At 66.8% G+C, this 25,617-nt stretch carries 21 protein-coding genes; 10 read left to right on the forward strand and 11 right to left on the reverse strand.

Annotated elements, in window-relative coordinates:
• Positions 1 to 101: 101 nt before the first annotated feature.
• Positions 102 to 956: a TatD family hydrolase gene (locus tag G6N51_RS13635; protein ID WP_083166791.1), complete on the reverse strand. Its 855-nt coding sequence runs from the start codon at positions 954 to 956 to the stop codon at positions 102 to 104.
• 19 nt (positions 957 to 975) lie between these two features.
• Here G6N51_RS13635 and metG point away from each other — a divergent pair, with 19 nt between their 5' ends.
• Together metG and G6N51_RS13645 are read left to right on the forward strand one after the other, a co-directional pair.
• Positions 976 to 2,526 carry a methionine--tRNA ligase gene (metG, locus tag G6N51_RS13640; protein WP_083166794.1) on the forward strand — a complete coding sequence of 517 codons (1,551 nt, stop codon included), beginning with the start codon at positions 976 to 978 and terminating at the stop codon, positions 2,524 to 2,526.
• Between the two features lie 153 nt (positions 2,527 to 2,679).
• On the forward strand, positions 2,680 to 3,042 hold the full coding sequence (locus G6N51_RS13645) for a PAS domain S-box protein (RefSeq protein WP_083166797.1): 363 nt from the start codon (positions 2,680 to 2,682) through the stop codon (positions 3,040 to 3,042).
• 54 nt (positions 3,043 to 3,096) lie between these two features.
• Here G6N51_RS13645 and G6N51_RS13650 read toward each other — a convergent pair whose 3' ends face one another.
• The 3 genes from G6N51_RS13650 to G6N51_RS13660 all read right to left on the reverse strand — a co-directional run bounded on the left by G6N51_RS13650 (position 3,097) and on the right by G6N51_RS13660 (position 6,706).
• Positions 3,097 to 5,094 carry a hypothetical protein gene (locus G6N51_RS13650; RefSeq protein WP_083166800.1) on the reverse strand — a complete coding sequence of 666 codons (1,998 nt, stop codon included), beginning with the start codon at positions 5,092 to 5,094 and terminating at the stop codon, positions 3,097 to 3,099.
• 95 nt (positions 5,095 to 5,189) lie between these two features.
• A complete protein-coding gene (locus G6N51_RS13655) occupies positions 5,190 to 5,900 on the reverse strand; it encodes a TetR/AcrR family transcriptional regulator (RefSeq protein WP_083166802.1) in 711 nt (236 codons plus the stop codon).
• A gap of 128 nt (positions 5,901 to 6,028) precedes the next feature.
• On the reverse strand, positions 6,029 to 6,706 hold the full coding sequence (locus G6N51_RS13660) for a TetR/AcrR family transcriptional regulator (protein ID WP_083166805.1): 678 nt from the start codon (positions 6,704 to 6,706) through the stop codon (positions 6,029 to 6,031).
• 690 nt (positions 6,707 to 7,396) lie between these two features.
• Between G6N51_RS13660 and G6N51_RS13665 the strand changes: the two genes are divergently transcribed.
• From G6N51_RS13665 to G6N51_RS13695, 7 genes are read left to right on the forward strand one after another with little or no spacing between them, the layout of a single operon-like run.
• Positions 7,397 to 8,602: a PPE family protein gene (locus G6N51_RS13665; protein WP_083166808.1), complete on the forward strand. Its 1,206-nt coding sequence runs from the start codon at positions 7,397 to 7,399 to the stop codon at positions 8,600 to 8,602.
• Between the two features lie 58 nt (positions 8,603 to 8,660).
• Positions 8,661 to 9,233 (forward strand): dTDP-4-dehydrorhamnose 3,5-epimerase family protein, encoded by a 573-nt coding sequence (locus G6N51_RS13670; RefSeq protein ID WP_083166810.1) that lies wholly within the window; start codon positions 8,661 to 8,663, stop codon positions 9,231 to 9,233.
• A gap of 23 nt (positions 9,234 to 9,256) precedes the next feature.
• Positions 9,257 to 10,801: a sugar transferase gene (locus G6N51_RS13675; protein WP_372510158.1), complete on the forward strand. Its 1,545-nt coding sequence runs from the start codon at positions 9,257 to 9,259 to the stop codon at positions 10,799 to 10,801.
• Between the two features lie 6 nt (positions 10,802 to 10,807).
• Positions 10,808 to 12,268: an oligosaccharide flippase family protein gene (locus G6N51_RS13680; RefSeq protein ID WP_083166816.1), complete on the forward strand. Its 1,461-nt coding sequence runs from the start codon at positions 10,808 to 10,810 to the stop codon at positions 12,266 to 12,268.
• 13 nt (positions 12,269 to 12,281) lie between these two features.
• On the forward strand, positions 12,282 to 13,340 hold the full coding sequence (locus G6N51_RS13685) for a glycosyltransferase family 4 protein (RefSeq protein ID WP_083166819.1): 1,059 nt from the start codon (positions 12,282 to 12,284) through the stop codon (positions 13,338 to 13,340).
• Between the two features lie 54 nt (positions 13,341 to 13,394).
• Positions 13,395 to 14,348: an NAD-dependent epimerase/dehydratase family protein gene (locus G6N51_RS13690; protein ID WP_158086172.1), complete on the forward strand. Its 954-nt coding sequence runs from the start codon at positions 13,395 to 13,397 to the stop codon at positions 14,346 to 14,348.
• A complete protein-coding gene (locus tag G6N51_RS13695; RefSeq protein WP_158086173.1) occupies positions 14,338 to 15,540 on the forward strand; it encodes a glycosyltransferase family 4 protein in 1,203 nt (400 codons plus the stop codon). The genes G6N51_RS13690 and G6N51_RS13695 overlap by 11 nt, the downstream gene beginning before the upstream one ends.
• Here the strand turns inward: G6N51_RS13695 and G6N51_RS13700 are convergent.
• Positions 15,515 to 16,468, reverse strand: coding sequence for a UDP-glucuronic acid decarboxylase family protein (locus G6N51_RS13700; RefSeq protein WP_083166828.1), 954 nt, complete (start codon positions 16,466 to 16,468; stop codon positions 15,515 to 15,517). The genes G6N51_RS13695 and G6N51_RS13700 overlap by 26 nt on opposite strands.
• Positions 16,469 to 16,477: 9 nt before the next feature.
• On the reverse strand, positions 16,478 to 17,794 hold the full coding sequence (locus tag G6N51_RS13705) for a UDP-glucose dehydrogenase family protein (RefSeq protein WP_083166831.1): 1,317 nt from the start codon (positions 17,792 to 17,794) through the stop codon (positions 16,478 to 16,480).
• A gap of 230 nt (positions 17,795 to 18,024) precedes the next feature.
• On the opposite strand from G6N51_RS13705, the gene G6N51_RS13710 reads away from it, so the two are divergent.
• Positions 18,025 to 18,792 (forward strand): class I SAM-dependent methyltransferase, encoded by a 768-nt coding sequence (locus G6N51_RS13710; protein WP_158086174.1) that lies wholly within the window; start codon positions 18,025 to 18,027, stop codon positions 18,790 to 18,792.
• A gap of 60 nt (positions 18,793 to 18,852) precedes the next feature.
• On the opposite strand, the gene G6N51_RS13715 is transcribed toward G6N51_RS13710, so the two are convergent.
• The 5 genes from G6N51_RS13715 to G6N51_RS13735 form a co-directional block, all read right to left on the reverse strand.
• The gene (locus G6N51_RS13715) at positions 18,853 to 20,565 is read right to left on the reverse strand and encodes a GMC oxidoreductase (protein WP_083166837.1); all 1,713 of its coding nucleotides are present in this window, start codon (positions 20,563 to 20,565) and stop codon (positions 18,853 to 18,855) included.
• Positions 20,562 to 21,488 (reverse strand): aldo/keto reductase, encoded by a 927-nt coding sequence (locus G6N51_RS13720; protein WP_083167576.1) that lies wholly within the window; start codon positions 21,486 to 21,488, stop codon positions 20,562 to 20,564. The genes G6N51_RS13715 and G6N51_RS13720 overlap by 4 nt, the downstream gene beginning before the upstream one ends.
• A gap of 16 nt (positions 21,489 to 21,504) precedes the next feature.
• On the reverse strand, positions 21,505 to 22,518 hold the full coding sequence (locus G6N51_RS13725) for a glycosyltransferase family 4 protein (RefSeq protein WP_083166839.1): 1,014 nt from the start codon (positions 22,516 to 22,518) through the stop codon (positions 21,505 to 21,507).
• Positions 22,519 to 22,654: 136 nt separating this feature from the next.
• Positions 22,655 to 24,127, reverse strand: a complete 1,473-nt coding sequence (locus tag G6N51_RS13730) for an O-antigen ligase family protein (protein WP_174814385.1) — start codon at positions 24,125 to 24,127, stop codon at positions 22,655 to 22,657.
• Positions 24,127 to 25,578 carry a polysaccharide biosynthesis tyrosine autokinase gene (locus tag G6N51_RS13735; protein ID WP_083166845.1) on the reverse strand — a complete coding sequence of 484 codons (1,452 nt, stop codon included), beginning with the start codon at positions 25,576 to 25,578 and terminating at the stop codon, positions 24,127 to 24,129. The genes G6N51_RS13730 and G6N51_RS13735 overlap by 1 nt, the downstream gene beginning before the upstream one ends.
• Positions 25,579 to 25,617 lie beyond the last annotated feature (39 nt).

Below are 25,617 nucleotides of genomic sequence, written 5' to 3' on the forward strand. Positions count from 1 at the left end.
GCCCGTAGGCCCCACCCTTTCGATCACAAGACGGTAACGAACCGGCCAATGTTGAGCAACTCCTGCGTGACTTTGTCAGCGGAATCGCCCGGCTCGGCGGCCTAACCGGGAGCCAGTCCGTAGACCCGCCTGGCGTTGGCCGTGGTGGTCCGGGCCAGCTCTTCGGCGGGACGACCCATCAGTTCAGCGACCGCTCGCACAGTATAAGGAAGGCAGTACGGCTCGTTCGGCGACCCGCGGTAGGGATGCGGTGTCAAGAAGGGCGCGTCGGTCTCCACCAGAAGCTGCTGCGGCGGTATCAACGGAACCGCCTCCTGCAGGGCGCGCGCGTTGCGGAAGCTCGCCGTTCCCGACAGGCTGAGCAACCATCCGGCGTCCACGCAACGCCGGGCCATCGCGGCGTCCGACGAGAAGCAGTGGAAGATCACGACGTCGGGAGCTCCCTCGGCCACCAGCACGTCGAGCACCTCGGCGTCGGCCTCGCGGTTGTGGATCATCAGCGGCTTGCCGGACCGCTTGGCCAGGTCGATATGCCAGGCGAAGGCTTCGCGCTGCGTGTCCGGCCGCGCGCACCCCTGGAGACGCCCGGGCCAATACAGGTCCAGGCCGGTCTCGCCGACGGCCACCACCCGCGGTTGCGCCACCAGGCGCTCGATCTCGGTGCGCGCGTCGTCGTCCAGCGCGTCGGAGCGGGTCGGGTGCAGTCCCACCGCGGCATACACCCGCGGATCCCAGTCGGCGGCTCGTGTCACCCAGCGCGCCGAATCCAGGTCGTCGGCGACCGTGACCACCGCGCCCACCCCGACCGCCGCGGCGCGGTCCACGATGGCGTGCACGTCCTCGGCGTCGCGAGCCCCGCAGGCGTCGAGGTGGGTATGGGCGTCGACCAGGGGCGCCAGCGGTTCGGGTGCGGGCGGCGCTTCTCGTTCACCGGAGCGGTTGGAACTCACGGCCACACAATAGGGTGGACTCTCGATGAGGCCCTACTACATCACCACCGCGATCACGTATCCCAACGGCGATCCGCACGTCGGGCACGCCTACGAATACATCGCCACCGACGCCATCGCCCGGTTCAAGCGGCTGGACGGGTTCGACGTGCGATTCCTGACCGGCACCGACGAGCACGGACTCAAGATGGTCGAGACCGCCGCGGCCGAGGGCATTCCCACCGCCGAGCTGGCGCGGCGCAACTCGGACGCGTTCCAGCGTTTGCAGGAGAAGCTGAACATCTCCTTCGACCGGTTCATCCGCACGACCGACGCCGACCACCACGAGGCCTCCAAGGCGATCTGGCGCCGGATGGAGGCCGCCGGGGACATCTACCTGGACACCTACTCCGGCTGGTACTCGGTGCGCGACGAGCGGTTCTTCGTCGAATCCGAGACCGCGCTCGTCGACGGGACCCGGATCGCCGTCGAAACCGGGACCCCGGTGACCTGGACCGAGGAGCAGACCTACTTCTTCCGGCTGTCGGCGTACGCCGACAAGCTGCTGGCCCACTACGACGCCAACCCCGATTTCATCGGGCCCGAGGTGCGCCGCAACGAGGTTGTCAGCTTCGTCTCCGGCGGGCTGCGCGATTTGTCGATCTCGCGCACCTCGTTCGACTGGGGCGTGAAAGTGCCCGGGCATCCCGACCACGTCATGTATGTCTGGGTCGACGCGCTGACCAACTACCTGACCGGCGTCGGCTACCCGGACACCGAATCCGAGCTGTTCCGCCGCTACTGGCCGGCCGACTTGCACATGATCGGCAAGGACATCATCCGATTCCACACCGTGTATTGGCCGGCTTTTCTGATGTCGGCCGGGATCGAATTGCCGCGCAGGGTTTTCGCGCACGGATTCCTGCTCAACCGTGGGCAGAAGATGAGCAAGTCGGTAGGCAACATCGTCGACCCGGTCGCCCTGATCGACACATTCGGCGTGGACCAGCTGCGCTACTTCCTGCTGCGGGAGGTGCCGTTCGGTCAGGACGGCAGCTACACCGAAGACGCCATCGTCACGCGCATCAACGCCGACCTGGCCAACGAGCTCGGCAACCTGGCCCAGCGGTCGTTGTCCATGGTGGCGAAGAACCTGGCTGGGGTCGTTCCCGAACCGGGTGAGCTGACGGGCGCGGACGCGGATCTGCTGGCGACGGCCGACGGATTGCTGGAGCGGGTGCGGGCCAGTTTCGACGGGCAGGCCATGCATCTGGCGCTGGAAGCGATCTGGCTGATGCTCGGCGAGGCGAACAGGTACTTCTCTGCCCAACAGCCGTGGGTGTTGCGCAAGAGCGAGTCCGATCCGGACCAAATCCGGTTCCGGACCGTCCTGTACACCACGTGCGAGGCGGTTCGCATCGCGGCGCTGCTCGTCCAGCCCGTGATGCCCGACTCCGCCGGCAAGCTGCTCGACCTGCTCGGGCAGGCGGCGGATCAACGGGCGTTCGACGCCGTCGGCGCGCGCCTGGCCCCCGGCACGAAGCTGCCGCCGCCCAGCGGGGTGTTCCCCCGCCACCAGGTTCCCGAAGGGGAGTGAACGGCGCCGGCACCGCAGTGAAGTGACCGGGAAAAGTGCCGGGGCGCGAACGTTCCTATCCGCATCTGCGCAAAGGCCTCGTGTATAGCCTATGTTATGCGCCATAATCGGCCGGTGGAGCGACGACGCAATCGGCATCATGGCGACTCGCCGATGACGGCCTTGAAGCAGCTGCCTGCGCTGGTTGTGCTGGAGCGCATTCCGATCCCGGTGCTGGCCATCGAGAACGATGGCGGCATCCTGTTTTCCAACGCCGCGTTCGCCGAGATGATGGGTTATGAGCCGGAGGAGGTGTTGTCGCTCCGGTTCCACCAGATCTTCCATCAGGCGCCGGTCTCGGAATCGTTGTTATCGGTCGTTCATTCGCTGGCGAACATGGTCGTCGAACTGGCGCACAAGGACGGCTCTGTGGTGCGCGCCCTGATGAGCAAGTCGGCCGCGATGCGAGCCGACGACCAGTTCGTCCTCGCGGCATTCCAGGATCTGACCGAGCAGTTGTGGGAGGAAGACCGCTAGCCGCACCCGGTCGGGTCATAACGCTTGGCCTTGGCGGCGGTGCAGCGCCGAAAGCTAACGGCGCCGCCAGGATTCGCGCCTGGTGCGCCACACGATCACGCCCGCGCCGACGATGGCGACCGCGACCCAGCCCGCGCCGAACCACCATAGCCAGCCCAGATCCGAGTGGCTCTGCGGTCCCGCGGCCGGACCGGCCCCGGGCGAGCGCTCGACGGTCACCGGGTCCCGCCCTCCCGGCGCGGACACCATCGCGACGCCTTTGAGCCGTTGCCAGCGTTTGTTGTCGCCACTCAGCCAGCGGAGCAGCTCGTCGAGCTGTGCGGGCGCGCCGTTGGATGTCGCCACCAACAGCGACCTGCCCTTGTTGAAAACCGTTTGGAGAGAGGCGAACCGGAGATCCGGGTCCAGCGTGAGCTTGGCGGGCTTGCCGTTGGATTCGACGGCGTTGACCGTGATCGGCCCGCTGGGCCCGGCAGACACCGGGAGCGCGACGTTGGAGTGGTTCCACCCGTCGGCCGCGATCAAGATCGCCGGATCCGACGAGTCGATCGCCTGTTGCACACTCGTGACCGTGGTGTACAACGGCACCGAGCTTATGCGCTGCAGCCCCACCACGACGCTGATCGCCCGCACGGTGTCGATCAACGAGTGGGCCTCGATGCCGACCTGCATCCGCGGCATCAAGGACTGCGGCACCGATTGGAAGCCGTCCGGCACCGGTGGCGCGGCGGGACTGCTCTGGATAGTGCTGTCTCCGTTGATATTCACCGTCAGGAGCTGGTTACCCGGCCCGACGTTGTAGAAGTCGCCACAGTGCCCGGTGTTGGCCGCAACGTCGAGTACCAGGTCAAGGCTCGTGTATCGCTGCAAGAGCCGATCGGGCACGTCGATCCAGCGGTCAATGGTGCCCTGGCCGTCGGTCGGCCAGTGGTCGATGGTTTCCGGGCCGATCGTCACAGCGATCCGGCCGGCGACGTTTCCCGGTGTCGGGGTGTAGGAGCCCAGGAGATGCACGCGCACGTCGTGCACCGATCTGGCGAACCGGGTCTGATCGACTCCGATCGACACCCGCGGTTGTAGCGACGTGGAGTTGAGGACCGGCTGCCCGAGCTCGCGCAGCGCAACGGTGTTGCCGGGCTGCTGCAGACTGGGCTTGAGTTCTTCCACCGCCGCCCTGGACGACAGAGCCAGCTGCGATACGTCGTTGAACAGCACGGCAGTGTTCGATTCGTCGGACTGGCCGAGCGGTCCCGACATCAGTAACCACGGCACCCCGGAGGCGCCCTGGAGCGAAAGCCCGTTGTCGGGGCCTTCTTTCACGACGATCTGACGTTCCAGCGGTTGCGGCGGCGTCGGCGGTGCGGCCTGTCCTTCGGCCAACGGGATCACGGCGATCTCGGGGTTCTGCCTGCCGTAGCGTGCGGCCGCGGACGCGGCCAGTTGGACCGCCGTGTCGGATTCGTTCGCCGACGGCGATGGCGGCAGGAAGATGGAGAGCTTTCGCAGCACCGGTGGCAGGAAGTGGGCCACCGTGGTGGGCGGCAGTTCGACCCCGGTGTAGGTGATCGACCCGTTGGCCAGACGTAGCGGGCTCTCCGGGTACAAGCAGTATCCGTCCAACGGCACCACGTAGGAACGCAGCGTCACGGTCAGCCAGTTGTCGTTGACTTCCGCACCCGCCAGGGGAATGACGATCGGCGTCTGGTCGGCGGACGGCAGATTCAGTCGCGCAAGAGTTCGTTCACCCTGCGAGACGGTGAGCATGCCAGACCGCAAATTGATCGGCAATTCGACGGTGGCGTTCAGTGCCGTCGGTGTCAGACCGTGCAGCACCGGCACGGTCAGCTGTTGGGTGCTTGTCACGCCCCAGAACTCCAGGGTGGGGGCGGATCCAATGTCGGTCAGCGACAGTGTCGGCGAGTCCGTCGCCGTAACCGGGTCGCCGGGCGCAGCCCACGATGCCGGAGCGCTCATCACCAATAGTCCGGACACAGCGGCCATCGCCACCACTTTGCCTAGCAGGCTCGGGTACATCACCGGAACAGTATGCATTGTGGAAAGCGCATCGAGCCCGGTTATCGAATCCCCGTCTCGACGACCCCGAAAGAGCGTGTGGCACACCCGGCCCGAACTTCGGTGACCGGAAGCTAACCGATTAAGGGCTCGGTGTCGGCGTCCGCGCGGGCCGCGATGGCGGGGGCGTGGCGCATGATTTCGCGGCCAAGGAATTGCCGGAAATATGGAAGCGACGCCTCCGTGACGGTGCCGGGAAGCAGAAGCTCCAAGATCTGACGCAAGCGTCCGGTGGTGTCACCGGCGACGGTCCTGGCGGCGTCTTGGCGAGCTATCGCATTGGATACCAACCGCGTTCCGAACATGGCGCCGACGAGGAACTCGGAGAGCACTTCGGGGTCGACGTCCTTGCGCAGGTCGCCCTCGCCGATCGCCCGCTTGGCCTGCTCAGCGATCTTCCCGGCCAGGTCGGCGTAGAAGCTCGCGGCGGCCTCGTTCAATCCGCTTAAGGCAGAGGCCAATTGCTCGGATGTGCGAACCATCTTGTCGGTGTTCAGTACTTCGACGATCATGAAGGCGCCGTGTAGCAGGTTCTCCAGCCCAGGCGACGACGAGCCGCATACGTTGGCGAAAGCGGTGAGAAGGGTCTCGGAGCCTTCGTTGAGAATGTCGGACGCCAACGATTCCTTCGAATCAAAGTGGTGATAGAGGGCGCCCTTGGTCATGCCGGTCCGCTCGATGATCGCGCCCCACCCCGCGGCGGCATATCCGACTTCGCCGAACACCTCGATCGCCGCATCGAGAATCCGGCGCCGAGTGGCTTCGGATCGGATCTGACGCGCCATTATTCCTGCACCTCCGGAGTCGCGTCCGATGCGCGAAGCCGTGGGTCTGGCCTCACATCTGCCGCCGAGGCGTCCAAGGCTAGCAGCCGTGGCGACCGGGAGCGCGCGGTGCGGTCAGCCCCCATCCGTTACGTCGAATCTTCATCGGGCGAACTGGCGTTGACGGCGAGGGCCGCGCGCCGCCTTAGGAATTGACGGAAGTAATCGGTTCGGTCCGGTCGCAGGATCCCGCCCAGGATAAGCATCCAGCAGTTCTCCAGATCGAGCAGGAACCGTTCCGGTTCGTCCAGATTGCTGGTCTTCCGCAGCCCCATGTGCAGGGCCACCATCAGGCGTCCCACGTCGCGCGGATCGCATTGGTCGTCGATGTCGCCCTCGGCGATCGCCTGCGCAACGACGTCCGCCAACGCGTCCACCCAGCCGTTCATCAGGGTGTCCTGCAGTCCTTCGGAGTGCCCGACCGACTCGATCAGATTCAGGCCCGCCCTGACCAGATCCGTCTTGATGTCTTGAACCGCGATCAGATACGAGAAGTCGATCAGGGTTTCCAGACCGGAAAGCCCTCTGGTCAACAGGTCTCCCACGGCGACGGTGGCCGCGGCGATCTGCTTGTTGATGAGCTGCACCGCCAGGGCGTGTTTCGACTTGAAGTGGAAATACATCGCGCCTTTGGTCAGCTGAGCCTCGGCGAGGATGTCATCGAGTCCGACGTCGTGGTACGGCCGGCGCGCGAACTGATGCGAGGCGGCCTGCAGAATCTGTCGCCGCGTCGCATCCGCACGCCCGTCCGGTGAATGGGTCGTCATCGGAATTGCCGGCCCAGGTCGTCGGGCCGGACGGCCCGGCCCGGGCGCAGAGGCCTGTGCCCGGCGGGAGTGCCGGCCCCTAATCCGTGGGCGACGCGCGCGATCCTGCGGGGGGTGGCGACCCGAACCTGGTCGACGGCCGTCAGGTTGATCAGCAGGGCAAACACCTCGGTTCTCAGGCGGTTTCGCATCGATACCGACCGGCCACCCCCGGGCAGTTCTCTGGCCAAGTCCGAGGTTAGCAGCCGCGGGCGCCCGGGTTGACGGTCCCGTAAATACCTGTAGTCCAGATCACAGGACCTTTACAGACCAATAGTATGTTTTATACGCTATTATCACATTGTCAGTTTGTACGCGAGCGCTGCCCAGACCTCGACCTCAAGTGTTTGAGCAGCAAATACGCCCGGATCCGGGCCATCTGCGGGCGCGAGGAGAAGCACATGCCGGTCGTGACCACCGGGGCACGTGGGCTGGCGGCCTGGGCAGTTGGACCACTGGCCAAGGGACTAAATACCTTGGCAGCCGCACGCAAAATACTCTTCGCCAGCGCAAACCTCTTTGTTCATACTTTAAGTATGTTTAGTTGCGGAATGCCGGCGCTGGAGTACGTCGTCGCCGAAGCTGATGGATCCGGCGTTAGCGGGCGTTCACCCGCGGCCAACCGGGCCGCCAATAGGGCGAGGGCCTGACGTGATCGATTTCGGCGCCTTTCCCCCGGAGTTCAACTCCGCACGGATGTATGCCGGCCCCGGTCCGCTTTCCCTGGTTGCCGCCGCGGTGGCCTGGGACAGCCTGGCCGCCGAATTGCACACCGCGGCAAGCTGTTACCGCTCGGTGATCGCGGGACTGACGACGGGACGCTGGTTGGGTCCCTCGTCGTTGACCATGGCGTCCGCGTTCGCCCCCTACATGGCCTGGACCGCTGGCGCGGCCGCGCGGGCGGCGGAATCGGCCGGTCAGGCAAGGCTCGCCGTGGAGGTATACGAGGCCGCCTTCGCGATGACCGTTCCACCGCCTGCGGTCGCCGCCAACCGGGTTCAGCTCGCGACACTGATCGCGACCAATTTCTTCGGCCAGAACTCGGCGGCGATCGCGGCCACCGAAGCCGAATACGGCGAGATGTGGGCGCAGGACGCCGCGGCGATGTATGAGTACGCCGCGGGTTCGGCGGCCGCCTGCGAGGTCACCCCGTTCACCCCGCCCCCGAACGTCACCGACTCGGCCGGTTTGGCCAACCAGAGCAGCGCGGTCGCCCAGTCCGAAACGCTGACCGCGACGCATACGTCCCTGTCGCACATGATGTCCACGGTGCCCAATACCCTGCAGGGGCTTTCGTCGCCGATGACCGCCGGGACCGCCACACTCGGCGACGTGGGTACCGGCGCCGGAAGTGCGGTCGGCACGACGACCACTACGGCCAGTTCCTCGCTCATGAACAGCCTCGCGTCCAGCCTGCCCAGCGCGCTTCCCACCTACTTCATGGCCGGAGCGACGCCGCTGTACGGGATGTCCTCCATCCTGGGCATGGCCCAAACCGCGCAGGGCTTGGCGAACGGGGCGATGTCAGCCGCGGGCACCGCGGCCGCGGGGGCGGCCAGCGCGGCGAGCACCGGCGCCGGCGCACTCGGGTCACTCGGATCGGGTGTCATCGGCAGTCTGGGCAGCGCGGCTTCGCTCGGACCGCTGGCGGTGCCGGCCAGTTGGACCAGCGTGATCCCCGCGGCTCAGAGCGCCGCCTCCGCGTTGCCGAACATCAGCCTCGCCGGCGCCAACGTGCCGCCCAGCATCATGGGCTCGCTGCCGCGCCTGGCCGCCGCGTCGGGCAAGAACCTCGGGCCCCGCTACGGGACCATCCCGACCGTGATGACGCGCCCGCCGTCGGGTGGATACGCGTAGGCCATCGGATGAACCTAGACCAATCAACAGGCGCGCCCCGTCGCGGAAGGAGCGGTAGGTGAAATTTACGCCCACCCAGGTCGCCGGCGTGACGATCATTGACCTCGAACCGCAACGAGACCATCGCGGGCTCACTTTCCGATCCTTCTGCGCCGACGAATTCGCCAGCCGTGGGCTGACTTTCGACGTCACCCAGACGAACATCTTCTTCAACTACACCCGTGGCACCGTGCGGGGTCTGCACCATCGGACGCCGCCGTACGCCCAAACCCAGCTGGTTCGCTGCACCCGCGGCTCCGTCGCCGCCGTCGCAGTGGACATCCGCCCCGGGTCACAGACCTATGGCGACCACGTCATGGTCGAGTTGAGCGCCGACAACTACCGCGCACTGTTCCTGCCGCCGTTCGTCGCGCACGGTTTCCAGACGCTGGTCGACGACACCGAAGTCAGCTACCAGGTCAGCGGCCAGCCCGCGCCGTCCGACGAGCAGGGATTTCATTGGAGCGACCCCGAATTCGGGATCGTGTGGCCGCTGCCGGTGACGGTCATCTCCGAGCGGGACGCCAGTTGGCCCCCGCGAACGCCGAGCTTCACGCCGATCGAGAGAGCAGCGTCATGTCTAACCCGGTGATGACCCAGGAATTGGTGGACGTCATGCGCGTCGAACCACAACCGCTCGAGCCCAGCCCCCGCGTGACGTCGTTGGCTCGCCACCAAACCGGTGCCCTGCCGGTCGCCCCCGTCGACGCGCCTTCCCCCGCCGGGAATGCCATCCGGCGCTGGCAGCACCGGTATTCGCACTATCTGCGCATCACCGACGCGCTGATCGTTTGCGCGTCCGTGTTTCTCGCGCAATACGTCCGCTTCGGGGAGATCGCGAACACGTCGGGTTACTCCGACCTCGTGATGACGCTGTTCTCCTTCCTGTTCGCCGGCCTGTGGCTGTCGTCGCTGGCGGTGTTCCAGACGCGCTCGCCGCGGGTCATCGGCGCCGGCATCGACGAATACCGGCGGATCGGCAGCGCGTCATTCTGGACGTTCGGCATCATCGCGATGGTGACGCTGCTCGCCAAGGTCGACCTGGCCCGCGGCTATCTTGCGATCGCGCTTCCGGTCGGGACGATGGGTCTGCTGGGGAGCCGCAGCCTGTGGCGCAAGCACATCGGCCGTCTGCGGGCGCACGGCCAGTGCCAGACGACGGTCCTGGCGATCGGGGATCGACAGGCGGTTTCGCACCTGGCGCGCGAACTGGCCCGCAACCCGCTGGACGGCTATGTCGTGGCAGGTGTCTGCATTCCGGGCTACGGCCCGGCCCGCGGCAAGACCCTCACCATCGGCGGCCGCGAGGTACCGATTCTCGGTGACGTGACCAACGCGGTGGCCGCCATCCGTAGTTGCGGCGCCGACACCGTCGCGGTGACCCAGACGGATCACTTTGGCATGCACGGGATCCGAGAGCTGATGTGGCAGTTGGAGACGATGGACGTCGACGTCGTCGTGTCACCCGGAGTGATGGACGTCGCGGAAGCGCGCCTGACCCTGCGCCCCACCGCGGGTATGCCGCTGCTGCATGTCGAGAAGCCGCAATACCAAGGCACGCAACGCTTTCAGAAACAGGCCTTCGACTTCCTGTTCTCATTGGCGGCCCTCATCGCAACGGCGCCGGTTCTCATCGCGGCCGCAATAGCCATCAAGCTCACCAGCAAGGGGCCGGTGTTCTACCCGTCCGAACGGATCGGCATCGACGGGAAGCCCTTCACGATGCTCAAGTTCCGGACGATGACCGTCGACGCCGACGCCCAGATCGAGCACCTGCTGGCGCTGAACGACAGCGCCGGCGGCGTGCTGTTCAAGATGCGCGAAGACCCGCGCGTGACGCCGGTCGGCAGGTTCTTGCGCAGGTTCAGCATCGACGAGTTGCCGCAGTTCATCAACGTGCTCAAGGGGGACATGAGCGTCGTCGGGCCGCGCCCCCCGCTGCGGCGCGAGGTCGAGAACTACGACGGCGATGTCCGGCGCCGACTGCTGGTGAAGCCGGGCGTCAGCGGACTGTGGCAGGTGAGCGGCCGATCAGACCTGTCGTGGGACGAGTCCGTGCGGCTGGACCTGTCGTATGTCGACAACTGGTCGATGTCGGGCGATCTCATGATCATCGCGAAGACGATCAAGGCCGTTCTCACCAGTCACGGCGCATACTAGGGAGTCATGACTGAGCCGACGACGCCTGGTGCGGTCGTCCCGTCGGTGCCGCTCTCGCGGATGGCTCACGCGTTCTCCATTCAACTGATCTGCCGGGCACTGGGAATGGTGGCCTCGGTGGCCTCGGTCGCGATGACCGCGCGCTACCTGGGTCCGGGGCGCTACGGCCAGCTCTCCATCGCGGTCGCGTTCGTCGGGATGTGGAACAGCTTTGCCGATCTCGGTGTCGCCACCGTGATCGTCCGCCGCGTGACCGGCGGCCGCGGCGACCTGGAACGCCTGGTGCGCGTCAACAGCGGGCTGGCCCTGATCTACTGCGTCCCGCTCGCGGCGCTGGCGGCCGGGTCGGGATTGCTCGTCTATCACGACTTCGACGTGCGGGTCATGCTGGTGGTGCTGTCCGGGGGCCTGCTGCTGCAGACCATGACCACCCGCTTCGAGCCGGTCTTTCTGGCCACCGTCCGGTTCTCCGCGGTGGCCATCTCCGACGTCACGGCCCGCACGGCCACGCTGGCCATGGTCGCCGTCCTGGTCTCCGCGCGCTCGAACGTCATCTGGTTCGCGGTGGCACAGCTCATCCCGCCCGCCGTGCAGCTGGTGATTCAGGGCGCCGCCGCGATGCGGCACATCTCGGTGCGCCCGGTGTTCGCCCTGCGCGAGGCCGCCGACCTGTTGCGGGAAACCCTGCCGCTGATCGGATTCCTGGTCGTCGGGATCCTGTACACCCGCGCCGACGGGGTGATCCTGTCCTTGCTCAGCACGCATTCCGAGATGGGCGTGTACGGGTTGGCCCTCACGGTCGCGTTCAACACCATCGTGGTGTCGCTGGTCTTCCTCAAGGCCACGCTGTCGACGGGCACCGAACTGTACGCGCGGGACGTGGCGGCGTTCGCCCGCTTCCTGCGCCGCAGCGTCGAACTCATGTATTTCGTGGCCGTCCCCGTCGCGGTGGTCGGAGCGCTGCTGGCCGGACCGTTGATCGCGTTCTTCGGCGACAGGGCGTTCGTCGCGCGCGGAACGCCGACGCTGGCGCTGTTGTTCATCGCGGCGGCGCTGCGGTTCGTCGGGGGCACCCTCGGCCAAGGGTTGGTCGCCAGCCACCACCAAAAGGTCCTGCTGTGGTTGACGGTCGCCACGCTCGCGGTCAACGTCGCGCTGAACCTGGCCCTCGACGCGCAACTGGGCGCCATCGGGCCGGGTATCGCGCTGGTATGTACGGAATTTTTCAACATGCTGTTCAGCAGCTGGTGGCTGCACCGCAAGTGCGGTTACCGTACGCCGGTGATGTTCTTGGCGCGGGTCCTGCTGCCCACGGGAGCGAGCGTCGCGGTGACACTGCTGCTTTCGGGCCAACACGTGGTCCTGATCCTGCTGGCCGCCGTTGCCGTCTACCTGGCAACCAGCGCGGCGGTCGGCCCGCTCACCTGGTCCAACCTGAGATCGTTGCGCCGAGAAAAGCTGGCGTGATCGGTCGGCTCGCATGAAATCGCCTCGGGTCCTTTGGCTTTCGCCCTGGACACGACCGGCGGTGCGCGTGCAGTCCGAAGCGCTGATGCGACACGGGGCGGACGTGCTGCTGGTGACCTCGGACCGGCACCCGGAGTCAGACGCCGCCCGTGACTACGAGTTGGTGCTCGAACCGCGATTCCTTTCGGCCGCGACGTGGCCCCCGACTCTCAAGGCCTGGCGACGCGTTCGCAGATTCCGGCCGGACGTCGTAATCGCCGAGCAGGTCCGTGATCCACGCTGGATCGCGCTGGCCGGGCGGACGCCCCGCATCCAGGTGATCCACGACGATCGCCCGCACGACCCCGCGGAGGCGCTGCCGTCCTACGAACTTGCGGTGCTGGATCGCTGGGGTTCCCGCTCGGCAGCCACCATCGCCTATTGCGACTATGTCGCCCGCGCGGTCGCGACGCGGCCCGACGTCGCGGGCACGCCGGTGCACGTTGTGCCGCTTGCCAGCGATCTCGATCTGGATCGGGTCCCTCCGTTCGTGGATGCCGGCGGCCGGCACGACTTTGTCATGTTCGGCCGGCTCAATCCATACAAGAACGTCGGCGTGGTGCTGCAGGCTTGGCGGCGCCACGTCGAAGGCGGCGGCTGGCGCGGTGACGACCTCGTGTTGATCGGCGACGGGGCGCTGGACGCCGATACGCTGCCCGCACACACGCAGTGGCGTCGGGGCGGCTACCGCTACGGCGATGTCGTCACGACACTGGCCGCCGCCAAGGGCTCGATCGCCCACTACCGGCGCGCCACTCAGAGCGGCGTGCAGGTGCTCTCGATGCAGTTGGGGGTTATGCCGATCGTGTCGACGGAAGGTGGCCCACCCGAGTACCAACCGCCGGAGTGTCGCCCGATCGGCGTCGACGACGTTGCCGGGCTGGCTGCCGCTTTCGACACCCTGGCCGACCCGGCCACCGCGGCTCGGCAGGGAGCCGTCGCGGCGCGTCACTACGAGCGCCATTGCGCCGTCGACCTGGTCGCGGATCGTTTCCTGGAGGTCATCGACGAGGTGATGGGCCATCGACGGTGACCGCGCACCGGACAGCGCCCGTATCCAACCATGCGGGCGCGAAAGGATAGCAACGTGAGCACGTATCTGGTCACCGGCGGTTGCGGATTCATCGGGTCATCGGTCGTCAATTCGTTGCTGGAACGGGGCGAAGAAGTCTTCGTCATGGACGACCTTTCACTCGGGAAAGACCGGTGGTGCAACTCACTCCGCAAGCCGACGCTGATCGTGCACGACATCCTCGACGCCGACTCCTGCGATCAGGTGTTCCGTGACATCAAGCCGCAGAACGTCATTCATCTGGCGGCACAACACTTCGTCCCCTGGTGCGAAGAGCACATCTACGAGGCGTATGCCCTGAACGTCAACGGCACGTTGAACATACTGGAGTCGTCGAGCCGGCACGGGGCCGAAGCCTTCTTCTTCGCATCCACCGGCGACGTCTACCATCCGAACTTCGTCCCCCACCGGGAAGTCGATCCGACCGGGCCGGTCTATGTCTACGGCCACACGAAGTTCCTGGCCGAGCAGCTGTGCATGCGCTATTTCGAATCCAAGGCCTGCTTTCGCACGCTGGTGATCGGCCGGCTCTTCAACGCCGCGGGACCGCGTGAAACCAACCCGCACATGCTCGCCGAGGTCACCCGCCAGATCGCGCGGGAGGGCAAGCGCGAAGTGGAAGTCGGAAACCTCTGGCCGCTGCGCGATTACGTGGATGTCGACTCGATGGCCGGCGTCATCGTCGACACCGTCTCGCGAGTAGACGGACTGGAGATCCTCAACATCGGATCCGGCAAGGCGATCGAGGTTCGCGAGGCGCTGGACATCCTCGCGTCCGTCCTGCCGTTCCCCGTTGACTTCAGGTCGGTGCCCGAGCGTCAGCGTCCCAATGATCGGCCGTTCCTGTGCCCGGACACGCAGCGGTTACGCCGCACCGTCGGCCGCGCGGCGGAGCCGTTCAGCCAGGACACGGCGCGGAAAATCTTCGCCGAGTACCCCGAGCTTGGGAACGGTCGCGGTGCGTCCTGATTCCGCGCGCCCGCTGCGGGTCGCCCTGGTGGGCGACTATCCCATCGACGAAGGCGCGGCCGTGCAGAACGGGGTGCAGTCGGTGACGTACACGCTGGCACATGCCCTCGCCGCCCGTTCCGACGTCGAGTGCCACGTCGTCAGCGCGATGAACGACGCGACGACGACCTACCGGCGGGCCGGTGCACTGCACGTCCACTACGTCAAGCGCCTGAACCTGCCGCGATTGATCACGTTGCGCGGCAACGACGTGCCGCGCCTGGCGGCCGTGATCCGTTCCATCGATCCCGATGTCGTGCACGGACAGGGCCAGGATCGCCACGCGCTCGGCGCGTTGGCGAGCCGGGCACCCGCCGTCATCACACCGCACGGCGTGCTCTTCATCGAGAGCCGCTTGCTGCAAAAGAACCGGTGGGACGTTCTGGGTGCCCTGAAGAAGCGCGCCGTCGCCGGCATGGAGCGGGAGGTGTTTCGGCGCGCCCGGGACATGATCGTCATCTCGCCCTATCTGGCGCAGGTATACGGGTCGATGCTGACGGCGCGCTGCCGGTTCATCGAGAACCCGATCCAAGACGACTTCTTCCGCATAGAGCGCGCACCCGAAGCCGGCCGAGCACTGTTTGTCGGGACCCTCGTGCCGCGCAAGAGTGTGCACCATCTGGTGCGTGCGATCGGTGAGGTCGTCAATGATCGCGATCAGGACCAACCATGGCGGCCGGGCCTGCAATTGCGGATCGCAGGCCCCATCGCGGACCCGGGCAGCGAACTCGAGGTCCGGCGGGCGATAGCAGAATGCGGCCTGCAGCGGCGGGTACGGCTCCTCGGACCCATCAGCCACGCAGAACTGCTCGACGAATATGCGCGCGCGCAGGTCCTGTTGATGGGCTCGCGCGAAGAGACCACCCCACAAGCCGTCGCGCAGGCCATGGCGTGTGGGCTGCCGGTGATCACGTCTCGCGTCGGCGGCATTCCGGACATGGTCGAGGACGGCCGCACCGCACTCCTGTTTCCGTACGGCGACGTCGCGGCCTGCGCCCAACACATCCGCCGAATGCTTGACGACGACGCCTTGAGAGCACGAATCGAGCGCAGCGCACGCGCCGAGGCGCAGCAGCGATTCGACCCGAAATCTGTTGCCGCCCGCACCGTTTGCGTCTACCGAGAGATCATCGCCCAAGACCGCCAGATCTGAAATACTCGATCGTCAGCTTGGCGCCCCGCCCGAACGGGATCAGCGGGCGCCAGTCGAGCCTCGACTCGGCGAGGGTGATATCCGGCTTACGCTTCTTCGGGTCGTCCTCGGGCAGGGCCTGGAAAACGATGGGCGAGGACGACCCCGTCATCTCCTTGATGGTGCGCGCGACCTCCAGCGCGGTCAGCTCGTCCTCGCTGCCGAGGTTGACCGGGCCGGTAAACGAGGGGTCGCTGGTCGCCATTTTCACCAGCCCGTCGATCAAATCGTCCACGTAGCAGAAGCTTCGGGTTTGGCTGCCATCGCCGAAGACGGTGATTGGTTCGCCCTGCAGGGCCTGCACGATGAACTGCGACACGATCCGCCCATCCTCAGGATCCATCCTGGGGCCATAGGTGTTGAATATCCGGACGACCTTGATCCGAGCGCCGAAGCGGCGCGCGTACTCGAGCATCAGCGTCTCGGCGACCCGCTTGCCCTCGTCGTAGCACGCGCGGGGGCCGAAGCAGTTGACGTTCCCCCAATAGCTTTCGGTCTGCGGATGGATGGTGGGATCCCCATAGATCTCGCTGGTAGAGGCCTGCAGCATCGTCGCCTCTTTGGCGAGCGTTAGCTCGAGAAGATTTCTCGTCCCGAGGTAGTTGGTGTCGAGGGTGAACACCGGGTCGCGCTGGAAGGCGAAGGGCGAACCGGGACAGGCCATGTTGACGATGAGGTCCAGCGGGCCCGAAACGGCGGCCGCGTCCAGCGGCCGCGTGACATCGTGTTCGAAGAAGCTGAACCCCGGGTCACCCGAGAGGTGGGCGAGGTTTTCACGCCTGCCGGTATAGAAGTTGTCCAGGCCGAGAACCTCGACGCCGTCGCGGCGAAGGCGATCGCAGAGGTGGGATCCAAGGAATCCGGCGGCGCCGGTGACGAGGGCTCTCATCCACCCAGCCTAGTGGCGGCCCATGCCGTAGTAGTCGAAACCCTCGGCCCGCAACCGCCTGGGGTCATAGATGTTTCGACCGTCGAACACGACGTGACCCCGCATGGCCGACCTGACGCGCTGCCACGACGGCCGGTGGAACTGCTTCCACTCGGTGACCAGGACGAGCGCGTCGGCGCCCTCGACCGCCTCGTACATGTTCCCGGCGTATTCGATCGAATCGCCCAGCGCCTCTTTGGCTCGCACGCTCGCCTCGGGGTCGAAAGCCCGCACCGTCGCGCCGAGCTCGAGCAGCCGCCGCACGATCACCAGCGAGGCGGCCTCGCGCATGTCGTCGGTCTGCGGCTTGAAGCTGAGGCCCCACAGGCCGACCCGCAGGCCGGTCAGGTCACCCGCGGGCCGTCCGTCCCCGAAGTGCGCGACGATTTTGGCGACCAGCGTGGCTTTCTGCTCCGTGTTGACCTCGTCGACGGCGCGCAGCAGCCGCATGTCCGTGCCCAGTCCCGCGGCGGTGTGGATCAGGGCCTGAACGTCTTTCGGCAGACAGGACCCGCCGTAGCCGACCCCCGGGAAAAGGAATTCGTAGCCGATGCGCCGGTCCGCCCCGATGGCCTCCCGCACCGCGCTGATATCGGCCCCGGCCTTCTCACAGAGGTTGGAAATCTCGTTGATGAACGAAATCTTGGTGGCCAGAAAGCAATTGGCCGCATACTTGGCCATCTCGGCGCTCTTGATGTCCATGACGATCAGCGGATGGAAGGTGCGCAGGTACGGCTCGTAGAGCTCCCGCATGATCTCCACCGCGCGTTTGGAGTCGCTGCCGAGTATCACGCGGTCGGGCTTCATGAAGTCGGTGACCGCGGTGCCCTCCTTGAGGAACTCGGGATTGGACACCACGTCGAATTCCTGCGGGGTCTTGGCGGCGATGATCTCGCGGACCCGCTCGGCGGTGCCCACGGGGACGGTCGACTTGTCGACGATGACCTTGTAGCGATCCAGGTATGTCCCGATGTCGGCGGCTGCCGCGTGCACGTAGGACAGGTCGGCCTCGCCGCTTTCGCTCATCGGCGTCGCGACGGCGATGAAGACCACGTCGCCGTGTTCGATCGCGCTGCGCCGGTCGGTGGTGAAATCGATGGAGCCGTTCTCCCGGTTCCGGGCGATCAGCTCGGCGAGGCCGGGTTCGTAAATCGGAACCCCCCCGGCCAGAAGCTCGTCCACCTTCGCCTGGTCGATGTCGACACACACCACGTCGTTGCCGCTGTCGGCCAGGCAAGCGCCCGTGACGAGGCCCACGTACCCGCACCCGATGATCGAAATCTTCAAGACGACACCTTCGCTTCCCGACGATCGCCCAATCGTCCCGCACGCGAGCGGCCCACGCGCACTTTTCATCTAGCTTCGTAGCCGATCCGGGATTTTGTCTCCCCATTCCCCAACCGTCGACATCAACCGGAATCGGCGGCCGGCCCAGGGCACGCCACCGGCGCGGGACAGCGGGAATCTTTGTCCAAATGGGATTTTGGCGACAGCCCAGGTCCGATAGGGTGTGGTGCGTGCCTAACGCGGATGCCGAGCGCGACCCGACGCCATCGGCGCCAACCCGGCGGCTCCTCCAAAACCTCGGTCATCGCGTCGGCGGCACGGCAAAAACGAAAGTCCGCCTCTCGCTGATGAAGGCCGGCCGTCGAGTGACGGCCAGCCGCCTGGCGAATCTGCGTTCGGTGCTCAGTTACCTCGAGCTCGGCCATTGGCTGGCGCAGGATTTTTCGAATGCAACGGTAGATGTCGTCGCCGACCAATTTGCGTTGTTCGACCGGGCGCTGGCCAAGGTCCGCGGGCAGCGGCCCCTGTACCTCGAATTCGGTGTGTTCGAGGGCGGCTCGATGCGGTGGTGGTCGCAGCACCTCCCGCATCCCGAAGCGAGGCTGATCGGTTTCGACAGCTTCGAAGGCCTGCCGCAGGACTGGCGGCCCGGCCTGGGAGCCGGCCACTTCGACGTCGGCGGCGAGCCGCCGAAGATCGACGATGCCCGCGTCTCGTTCGTCGTCGGCTGGTTCGACGACAGCCTCCCGAAGTTCGACGTCCCCGAGCACGACCAGTTGATCATCAACGTCGACTGCGACGTGTACTCCAGCGCTGCCACGGTGCTGAGTTGGGCGGAGCCGTTCCTCCAGCCCGGTACGCTGATCTACTTCGATGAGTTCCCCGACCGCGATCACGAGATGCGGGCATTCAAGGAACTCATGGCCCGCTCGCCACGGGAGTTCCGCCCGCTGGCCACGGCGCGCGGTCATCACTGGCTGTTTGAGGTCGTCAACTGACTCCACCGGTGACATGCTTCCGCTTTGGCCGTCCGCAAATAACTTGGGCGATAATCGAATTCAGCCAATGAACGATGTGCCGTCGGCGATCCCGGGCCGCTCCGCTCGAGTGCCGATGAGCCGCTCCGCAAGCCGCACACCGAGCGCTATCCCGAGCAGCGTCGGGTTGGCCTGGCTCGACGTCGGCAGGACCGAGGTGCTCGCGACGTACAGCCCGCGCACCCCGTGCACCTGAAGATCCGGGTTCACGACGCCGCCGTCGGCGGTCGCGGACATCCGGGTTGTGCCGGCCTGATGAAAGCCGGCGTAGCCCTGCATGAAATCGTGCACCGAGGCCTCGACGTCGTCGGCGAGCCACTCCACGTGTCCGACGCCGTGGCGGCGCAGCTGCTTGTCGATCAGGTCGATTGCCCTGCGCACACTTTCGTAGTCGGCGTCGGAGAAATGCATGTGGGTCCGTATCCTGCGCATGCCGAGGGCGTCGCGTTCATCGGTCAGTTCGATGCGGCTGTCCCAGTGCGGGAGATGCTCGCCGTGGTAGTGCAGCAGGTAGCGATTGCCGGACCCCTTGACGAAGAAGCCCGGCGCCTTGCGGCCCCGGCGCAGGAACCGCGCGTAGGAGAACCGGACCGCGAATCGGATGGAACCGAACAGGTCTCGAACGATGTTGCGCAGGTGTGCGGCGACGCGCGGCGGGCCCGCGGTCTTGGTGTGGGCCTCGCGGATGGCCGCCGCGAGCAGGAAACGCCCCAGCGGGGAGATCAACGTCAGGTAGACACCCGACAGGATTCCGCTGCCGTGCGCCGGATCGCTGATCGGCGGATTCACCATCCAGACAGCGGCATTCGGCATCCCGAGTTCGCGTTGCAGCTGTGGAGTGAACGTGAAACGGCGTCGGACGTAGACGCCCTCGCGGTCCCGCTCGTGTTCGTAGATGACGTCGTCGCTGGTGAAGTGCACGCGCGCGACCCGGGCCTCGACGTGGGACATGTACCAGCGCCCGAGGTGGCCGCCCGCGTTGCCCAGCCCGGCCGGATGATGACGATCCGACGCGAGCAGCAGGCGGGTAGCCTCGAGGCCGCCGGTGGCAAGGACATAGTCCGCCGCAACGACTCTGCCCTCCCGTCCATCAAGCGTCTTGACGACGAGATGGTCGACGGCATCACCGGCTTCGGTGGTCACCACCTCGGTGCACGTGAGGCCGGTCCACACCGTCAGACCGGGGGTGTTGCGCAACTCGGCGCGGTATTCGCGCCCGAAACGCGTTGGCAACGACCAGCGTTCGAGGTCGGTGGTGCGCACCTGTTCATCGGGCAGCCCCACGACCAAGTCCCGCTGCGCCAACTCCGGGATGTCCCGCGCATTGAATACCGCCTGCCCGCATCCCGCCCAGTCGCAGGCCCGCTGCAGGTAGGGCTCGACATCGTCGAACCCGATCGGCCAGGGCGACTGCGCGGTGATGGGCCGATTCTCGAAGTCGATCGCGTCGAACTTGACACATCGTCCGCCCCACAGCGCCGAGGTGCCGCCCACCTGCCGGCGAACGGAAACCTCACTGCGTGAATGAAAGTAGTCGTCCTGGCGGGAGTCGAACGTCGCCAGCTCCTGTGCCGCGCGGTCCGCACGTTCCAGACCACTTTCGATCAGCGCAACCTCGACGCCCGCAGCCGCGAGCTCCAGCGCGGTCGCGATGCCAATCGGGCCGGCCCCGACCACCACAACATCGGATCGGATCGTCATGTCGGGAGCGAACTGCGCCGGACCAACAATCACGCGGCGGGGCCCGGTCGCAACTGCTGGGCGAGAGCGAGAAAACGCCTCAGCAGCCCCGCGTCCGGCGGCGACGAGACGGCTTGCGCCGCGTCGGCAACCCGCCGCGGGTCGGTGCTGCTGTAGAGGATCGCGCGACAACTCGTGGCCGTGGCCGACGACGCGAGGATCAGCCGCGGCAACACACCGGGGGCCAGCGGGTCCACCTCGAGTGTTTCCCGCCAGCGTTCGGCCGTTCCGGCATCCGCCGACAGCGCCGCGGACAGCGTCGTGTACGCCCGGTTGAAGACCCCGAACGCGAGATCAGCAGGTCGTGGCGGAGGACCGAGCAGGTCGCCGCGGACCTGGCTGACGCCACGCGGTGCGAATGCACGGGCAAAATCCACCTCGAGGCCCTCGTCCTGGGACACGCCCCAGGCGCGAATCTTGCCCTGCCGGTGGGCCCGTTCGAAGAACTCGCCGAGTTCATCGCTGGCGACGGTGTCGAAAGGCCTTGGGCCGTGGACGAACAAGATGTCGACGTAGTCGACGCCGAGCGCGGCCAGGCTCAGGTCCAGGCTGCGGGTCGCGGCCCCCGCGTCGTAGCGCCGCGGGGTCAGGTCCGGTTCCTGTTGCCGCTTGACCGCGCGGCGCAGCGCCGGGGCTTTGCGCAGCAACGCCCGCGCAGGCGCCTGGAAGCGGCCGAGACGCCGGGCCGCCCCGCCGACGTCGATGCCGAACTTGGTGGCCACCGTCACCGCGTCGCGATTCACGGTGCGCAGGAACACCCCCAGCTCGGACTCCGCCAAGCCGAGGCCGTACATCCGCGCGGTGTCGAAGTGCGTGATGCCGTGCTCGACCGCGGAGCCCAGCACGGCCATCCGCTCCTTGCGGAACGGCGCCTGCATCAAACCCCCGCACCCGAAACCGACCGCGCTGACTTTCAGCGCCGGCCCGCTGAGCTCAATCTGCTCCAACGCCGAGGCTCTCGTAGATCCGGCGAAGCTCGGCGCCGATGACGTCGGGGCTGCGCGTCGCCGCGATGTGCGCCTGCCCCTTGAGCCCGTCGCGCTCCGCCAGCTCCGGATCGCGCAGGTAGCGACCGATCGCCGCCGCCAACGCGGGCGGATCGTCAACGGGGACGAGCATTTTCGGGTCGGGAACGATGCCCGGCGTGCCGGAGACGGGCGTCGCGACGGCCGGGCGCGCGCCGGCCAGGGCCTCGGTCACGATCAGCGGCATCGCCTCGGCGCGCGACGGCAGCACCACGACCCGCGCGGACCGGATCAGCTCGGGGATCGCGTCAGGATGTACCGCGGGTTCCACCGAGAAGCGCTCCAGCTGAGGAGGCGTGTAGTCGTCGATCGGCCCGACCACCCGGCACTGGCCTTCGATGCCCTCGTCGAGCAGCAGCTGCCACGCCGCGGCGAGCGTGTCGACACCCTTGCGCAGGCCGATGGTCCCGGCGAAGAGCGCCACCGGCGGTGTCGTGCTGGCCCCGGGCGCGTCCCAGTCGATCGGCGCCGGGTTCACCGAAATGGTGCTCGGCACCCGCGGAGCCAGCTCCGCCACGGCGGCCCGCGCGTCCTCCGAGAACACGATCAGGTGGTCGGCGCGGCGCAGGGTGGCACCGATATAGCGGCGGTGTCGAAGGGCTTCCCTGGCGACGTCGGCGCCCTGCAGCGTCGCGACAATCCGCAAACCCCGCGCCTTGGCCAGTCGAATCAGCGGTCCTTCGCGCAGCCACGCCCCACCGTCGGAGATGTGGAAGTGCACGATGGTCGTGCGGGGCGCCCGGGCCAGCACGGCCGCCGCGCGCGCGGTCAGCACGAAGTTCTTCACGTGGTGCGGCCCTTCCCACGTCGACAGGACGCGGATGTCGTCCGCGCCCATCTTGTGGTCTCGGATGACTCGAATCACGGTCTGCGTCCCGCCGAAGCTGTACACGCCCGGCCCGACATGAATGACGGAGATCATCGCTGTCCGAAATTCCGATCGCACAGCGGCGCGTGGCGGGGGTGGTCGAAAAGACAGACATTTCGCATTCGGCTAACTCCCAAAGTGATTGGCCACGGCGTCAAAGTACACCGGTCGTACGCCCGGCGCCCCCACTTCAGCGGGCTCCGGATGGTGCCGTCAGCGCCGGCGCGTCGGGGCTGACGGCGAGGTTGGCGCCGCGTTCCCTGCCGCGCAAGTTGGCGAACCCCATCGCCGCACCGAGCGCGATGCCCAGCGCGAAGGCGTCCGATGGCATCTCGGGCAACGGCCACACCACGGATATCGCGAGAAGGCCCGCGCTGACCGCCACGCTGACCTTCGCCGCCGCGGTCCGGCAGCGGACCGCTTTGATCAACGGGATCAGCGCGAACAGGACGAACGCCGTCATGCCGACCGCACCCGCTTTCGCCAGCCACCACAGATAGAAGTTGTGCGAGTAGGCCGGATAGAACTTTGCGGAAAACTCGTCGTCACCTTTCGGCGGCTGATACGCGTAACCGAGGCCATGGCCGAATACGGGCGCCTGAGCGATCGAGCGGTTCAGCAGGGAGTTCTCCCGCACCCTCTCCAGCGCCGACTCGTCCACGGCGAGCGCGCTGGACGAAACGCCGCCGAGCACCCGCTCGTTGAAGGCCGTGAGCTGGTCACCGAGCCACGCTCCGGCGTCCGAACCCTGCAGCAGGAACAGCAATGCCGGCACCGTCGCCGCGATCACCGCCGCGCAGATCACGGCAATGACGGCGGTCCGGCGCACGGTTGACACGCTCAGGCTGACCAACAGCGCCGCACCCGCGGCCACGGCCATCGAGATAAGCGTGTTGCGGGAGAACGACAGCAGCGAAATGATAAGCGCGGGTGGGCCGAGGGTCAGGAGCGTGGCAGGTCTCAGGCAGCCGATTATGGCGGCGGCGACCAGCGCGCTCAGCGTCGCGGTGGCCGGCGATTGCGTGGTCAGGATGATCCGGACGGCCTGGTCGGCACCGGTCACCGCCCCCAAGCTTTCCGCCCTGCCCGCGAGCCGGATGGCATGCAGCGAACTCACGACTGCCATGCCCGCGGAAAACCACAGGATGACGGCCGTCACGCGGATCGACCACTTGATGAAGCCGCCGTACACGACCAACATCGCCAGCACGTACCCCACGGCCATTTCGAGCATGCTCAGCGATTCCCGCAGCACGATCGTGGCGTCATGACCGTTCTCGAATCCGGCCACCGTGGAAATCACGACGACGAGCGTGAACAGGCCCGGCAACCAATAGTCGGAGAATTGCGGTTTCACGATCGGGATCAGATAACTGATCGCCAGCATCGCCGCCACCAGGTACAGGTAGACGACCGCTGGACCGATGACCTTGCCGACGTGCAGACCCTGGGGCAGCGCCGCGAACGCACCGACCAACGCGACCCACACCATCGCCTCCGGCCTCACCCAGTACACGACGACGCAGAACGTGGCGGCGATCAGCATGATGCCCTCGGTCGTGAGTCGCACCGAGAGCACGCCGTACACGAAACATCCAAACAGGAACAGCGCCAGCGAAGCTCCGCTCATGGCCAGGCGATGGCGACTGCGCAGGTAGAACATCACGGCGACGGGCTGGCCTTCGCACGGTAGGCCTGGGAGGCGGCCCGGCGGTGTAACGACAGCCGCGCGTCGGTCAGCACCGTACCGACAATCTCCGCGTCGACCGAGCGCAGCGTCGCCAACGCGTCCTGGAGTTCGTCGGTCGTGGTGCGGCCGGCACGGACGACCAGGACCGTCGCTTGAACGGCGCCGGCCAGCAAACCCGCGTCGGCCGTCGCGAGCACCGGCGGTCCGTCGACCACTACCCGGTCGAATCGTGACGAGAAGCCTTGCAGCACATTGTCGATCACCTCCGGCGGGTATGCGCTGCAGGGCAGGGTCTCGCGGCGGGCGGCACGCGCGGCAAGGACGAACAGCCTCGGAAAGGGTGTCGGTTTCACAGCTTCCGCTGCGACCTCGGGGTTCGCGAGGGCGTTGGCCAGGCCCTCGCCCGATTCCACCTTCAGGGAACCGGCGATCACGGGCCGGCGGGTATCGCCCTCGACGACAAGTACGTCCTCACCGGCTTCGGCGAATGCCCGTGCCAGGTTGAGGACTGTCGTGGTCGTCCCCTCGCCGCCGAAAGGTGCCGCCACCAGCACCCGGCGACCGTCGGGCCCCATCGCCCTGCGCAACCGGGTCCGGAGATCGCGCACGGCGTCGTCGAATGTGACGTCGGTGCCGAAGCGCGGCGTGCCGCCACGCCTCCGCGGCAATTCGCCCAGCGTCGGTAATCCCGAAAGGTGTTCCAGCTTTTCGCGGGTGCGCACCGTGCGATCGCTGGCCTCGCGGGTGAGCGCCACAGCTATGCCCAGAAGCAGGCCGGCGATCAGCCCCATCGCCATGTTGCGCACCGGTGCCGGGGTAACCGGGTGCTCGGGTACCCGGGGCGGCTCCACCACCCGCGCCCTCGCCACCGGTACCGGCTTACCCGTCGGCTCCTGCCCGCCGGGCACCTGCATGGGCTGGCCCGGGGGCGAGGTGGCATCCGTGGAATCGGGTCGGTTCCCGGAATTCGGAACGTCCGGACGGGAACTCATGCCCAGCGTGGGGATGATCGCCGCGAATTGGTCGGCCATCGCGCCCGCCAGCGCTGCCGCTCGCCTCGGGTCGGTGTCTTTGACGGTGATGGTGAACAGCTGGGACTTTGCGGTGTACTTCACCTGGCTTTGGCTCAGCAGGTCGTCGGCACTGATCGGTAGTTGAAGCTGTTTGATCGCGCGGTCTGCCACCGTCCGGCCGCCCGCGATCTGGGCGTAGGACGACAGTCGTTCCTGCGCCGTCAGCGTGCCGTTATACAGCTCAGTCAGGTCGGTGGCCCCGGAGAACGAGATCAGGACCGTGGTCGACGACTGGTAATGCTTGGTCTGCAATGCGGTGATGACCGCGGCACCGACCGTACACGCCAGCACCGCGGCCAATGCCAGCTTCCAGTGCGCGACGAGGATCCGGACAAAGGTACGGAAATCCATCGACCAACGGCCTTTCTGAAAACTCTGGCAGCGCGAAAG

The organism is Mycobacterium paraseoulense, assembly GCF_010731655.1.
GTDB lineage: Bacteria > Actinomycetota > Actinomycetes > Mycobacteriales > Mycobacteriaceae > Mycobacterium > Mycobacterium paraseoulense.

Bases quoted from the DNA above. Each gene is read 5' to 3' on its own strand.
- metG (WP_083166794.1), top strand. From the start codon at position 976: ATGAGGCCCTACTACATCACCACCGCGATCACGTATCCCAACGGCGAT.
- G6N51_RS13645 (WP_083166797.1), top strand. From the start codon at position 2,680: ATGACGGCCTTGAAGCAGCTGCCTGCGCTGGTTGTGCTGGAGCGCATT.
- G6N51_RS13650 (WP_083166800.1), bottom strand. From the start codon at position 5,094: ATGCATACTGTTCCGGTGATGTACCCGAGCCTGCTAGGCAAAGTGGTG.
- G6N51_RS13655 (WP_083166802.1), bottom strand. From the start codon at position 5,900: ATGGCGCGTCAGATCCGATCCGAAGCCACTCGGCGCCGGATTCTCGAT.
- G6N51_RS13660 (WP_083166805.1), bottom strand. From the start codon at position 6,706: ATGACGACCCATTCACCGGACGGGCGTGCGGATGCGACGCGGCGACAG.
- G6N51_RS13675 (WP_372510158.1), top strand. From the start codon at position 9,257: ATGCGCGTCGAACCACAACCGCTCGAGCCCAGCCCCCGCGTGACGTCG.
- G6N51_RS13680 (WP_083166816.1), top strand. From the start codon at position 10,808: ATGACTGAGCCGACGACGCCTGGTGCGGTCGTCCCGTCGGTGCCGCTC.
- G6N51_RS13685 (WP_083166819.1), top strand. From the start codon at position 12,282: ATGAAATCGCCTCGGGTCCTTTGGCTTTCGCCCTGGACACGACCGGCG.
- G6N51_RS13700 (WP_083166828.1), bottom strand. From the start codon at position 16,468: ATGAGAGCCCTCGTCACCGGCGCCGCCGGATTCCTTGGATCCCACCTC.
- G6N51_RS13725 (WP_083166839.1), bottom strand. From the start codon at position 22,518: ATGATCTCCGTCATTCATGTCGGGCCGGGCGTGTACAGCTTCGGCGGG.
- G6N51_RS13730 (WP_174814385.1), bottom strand. From the start codon at position 24,127: ATGTTCTACCTGCGCAGTCGCCATCGCCTGGCCATGAGCGGAGCTTCG.
- G6N51_RS13735 (WP_083166845.1), bottom strand. From the start codon at position 25,578: ATGGATTTCCGTACCTTTGTCCGGATCCTCGTCGCGCACTGGAAGCTG.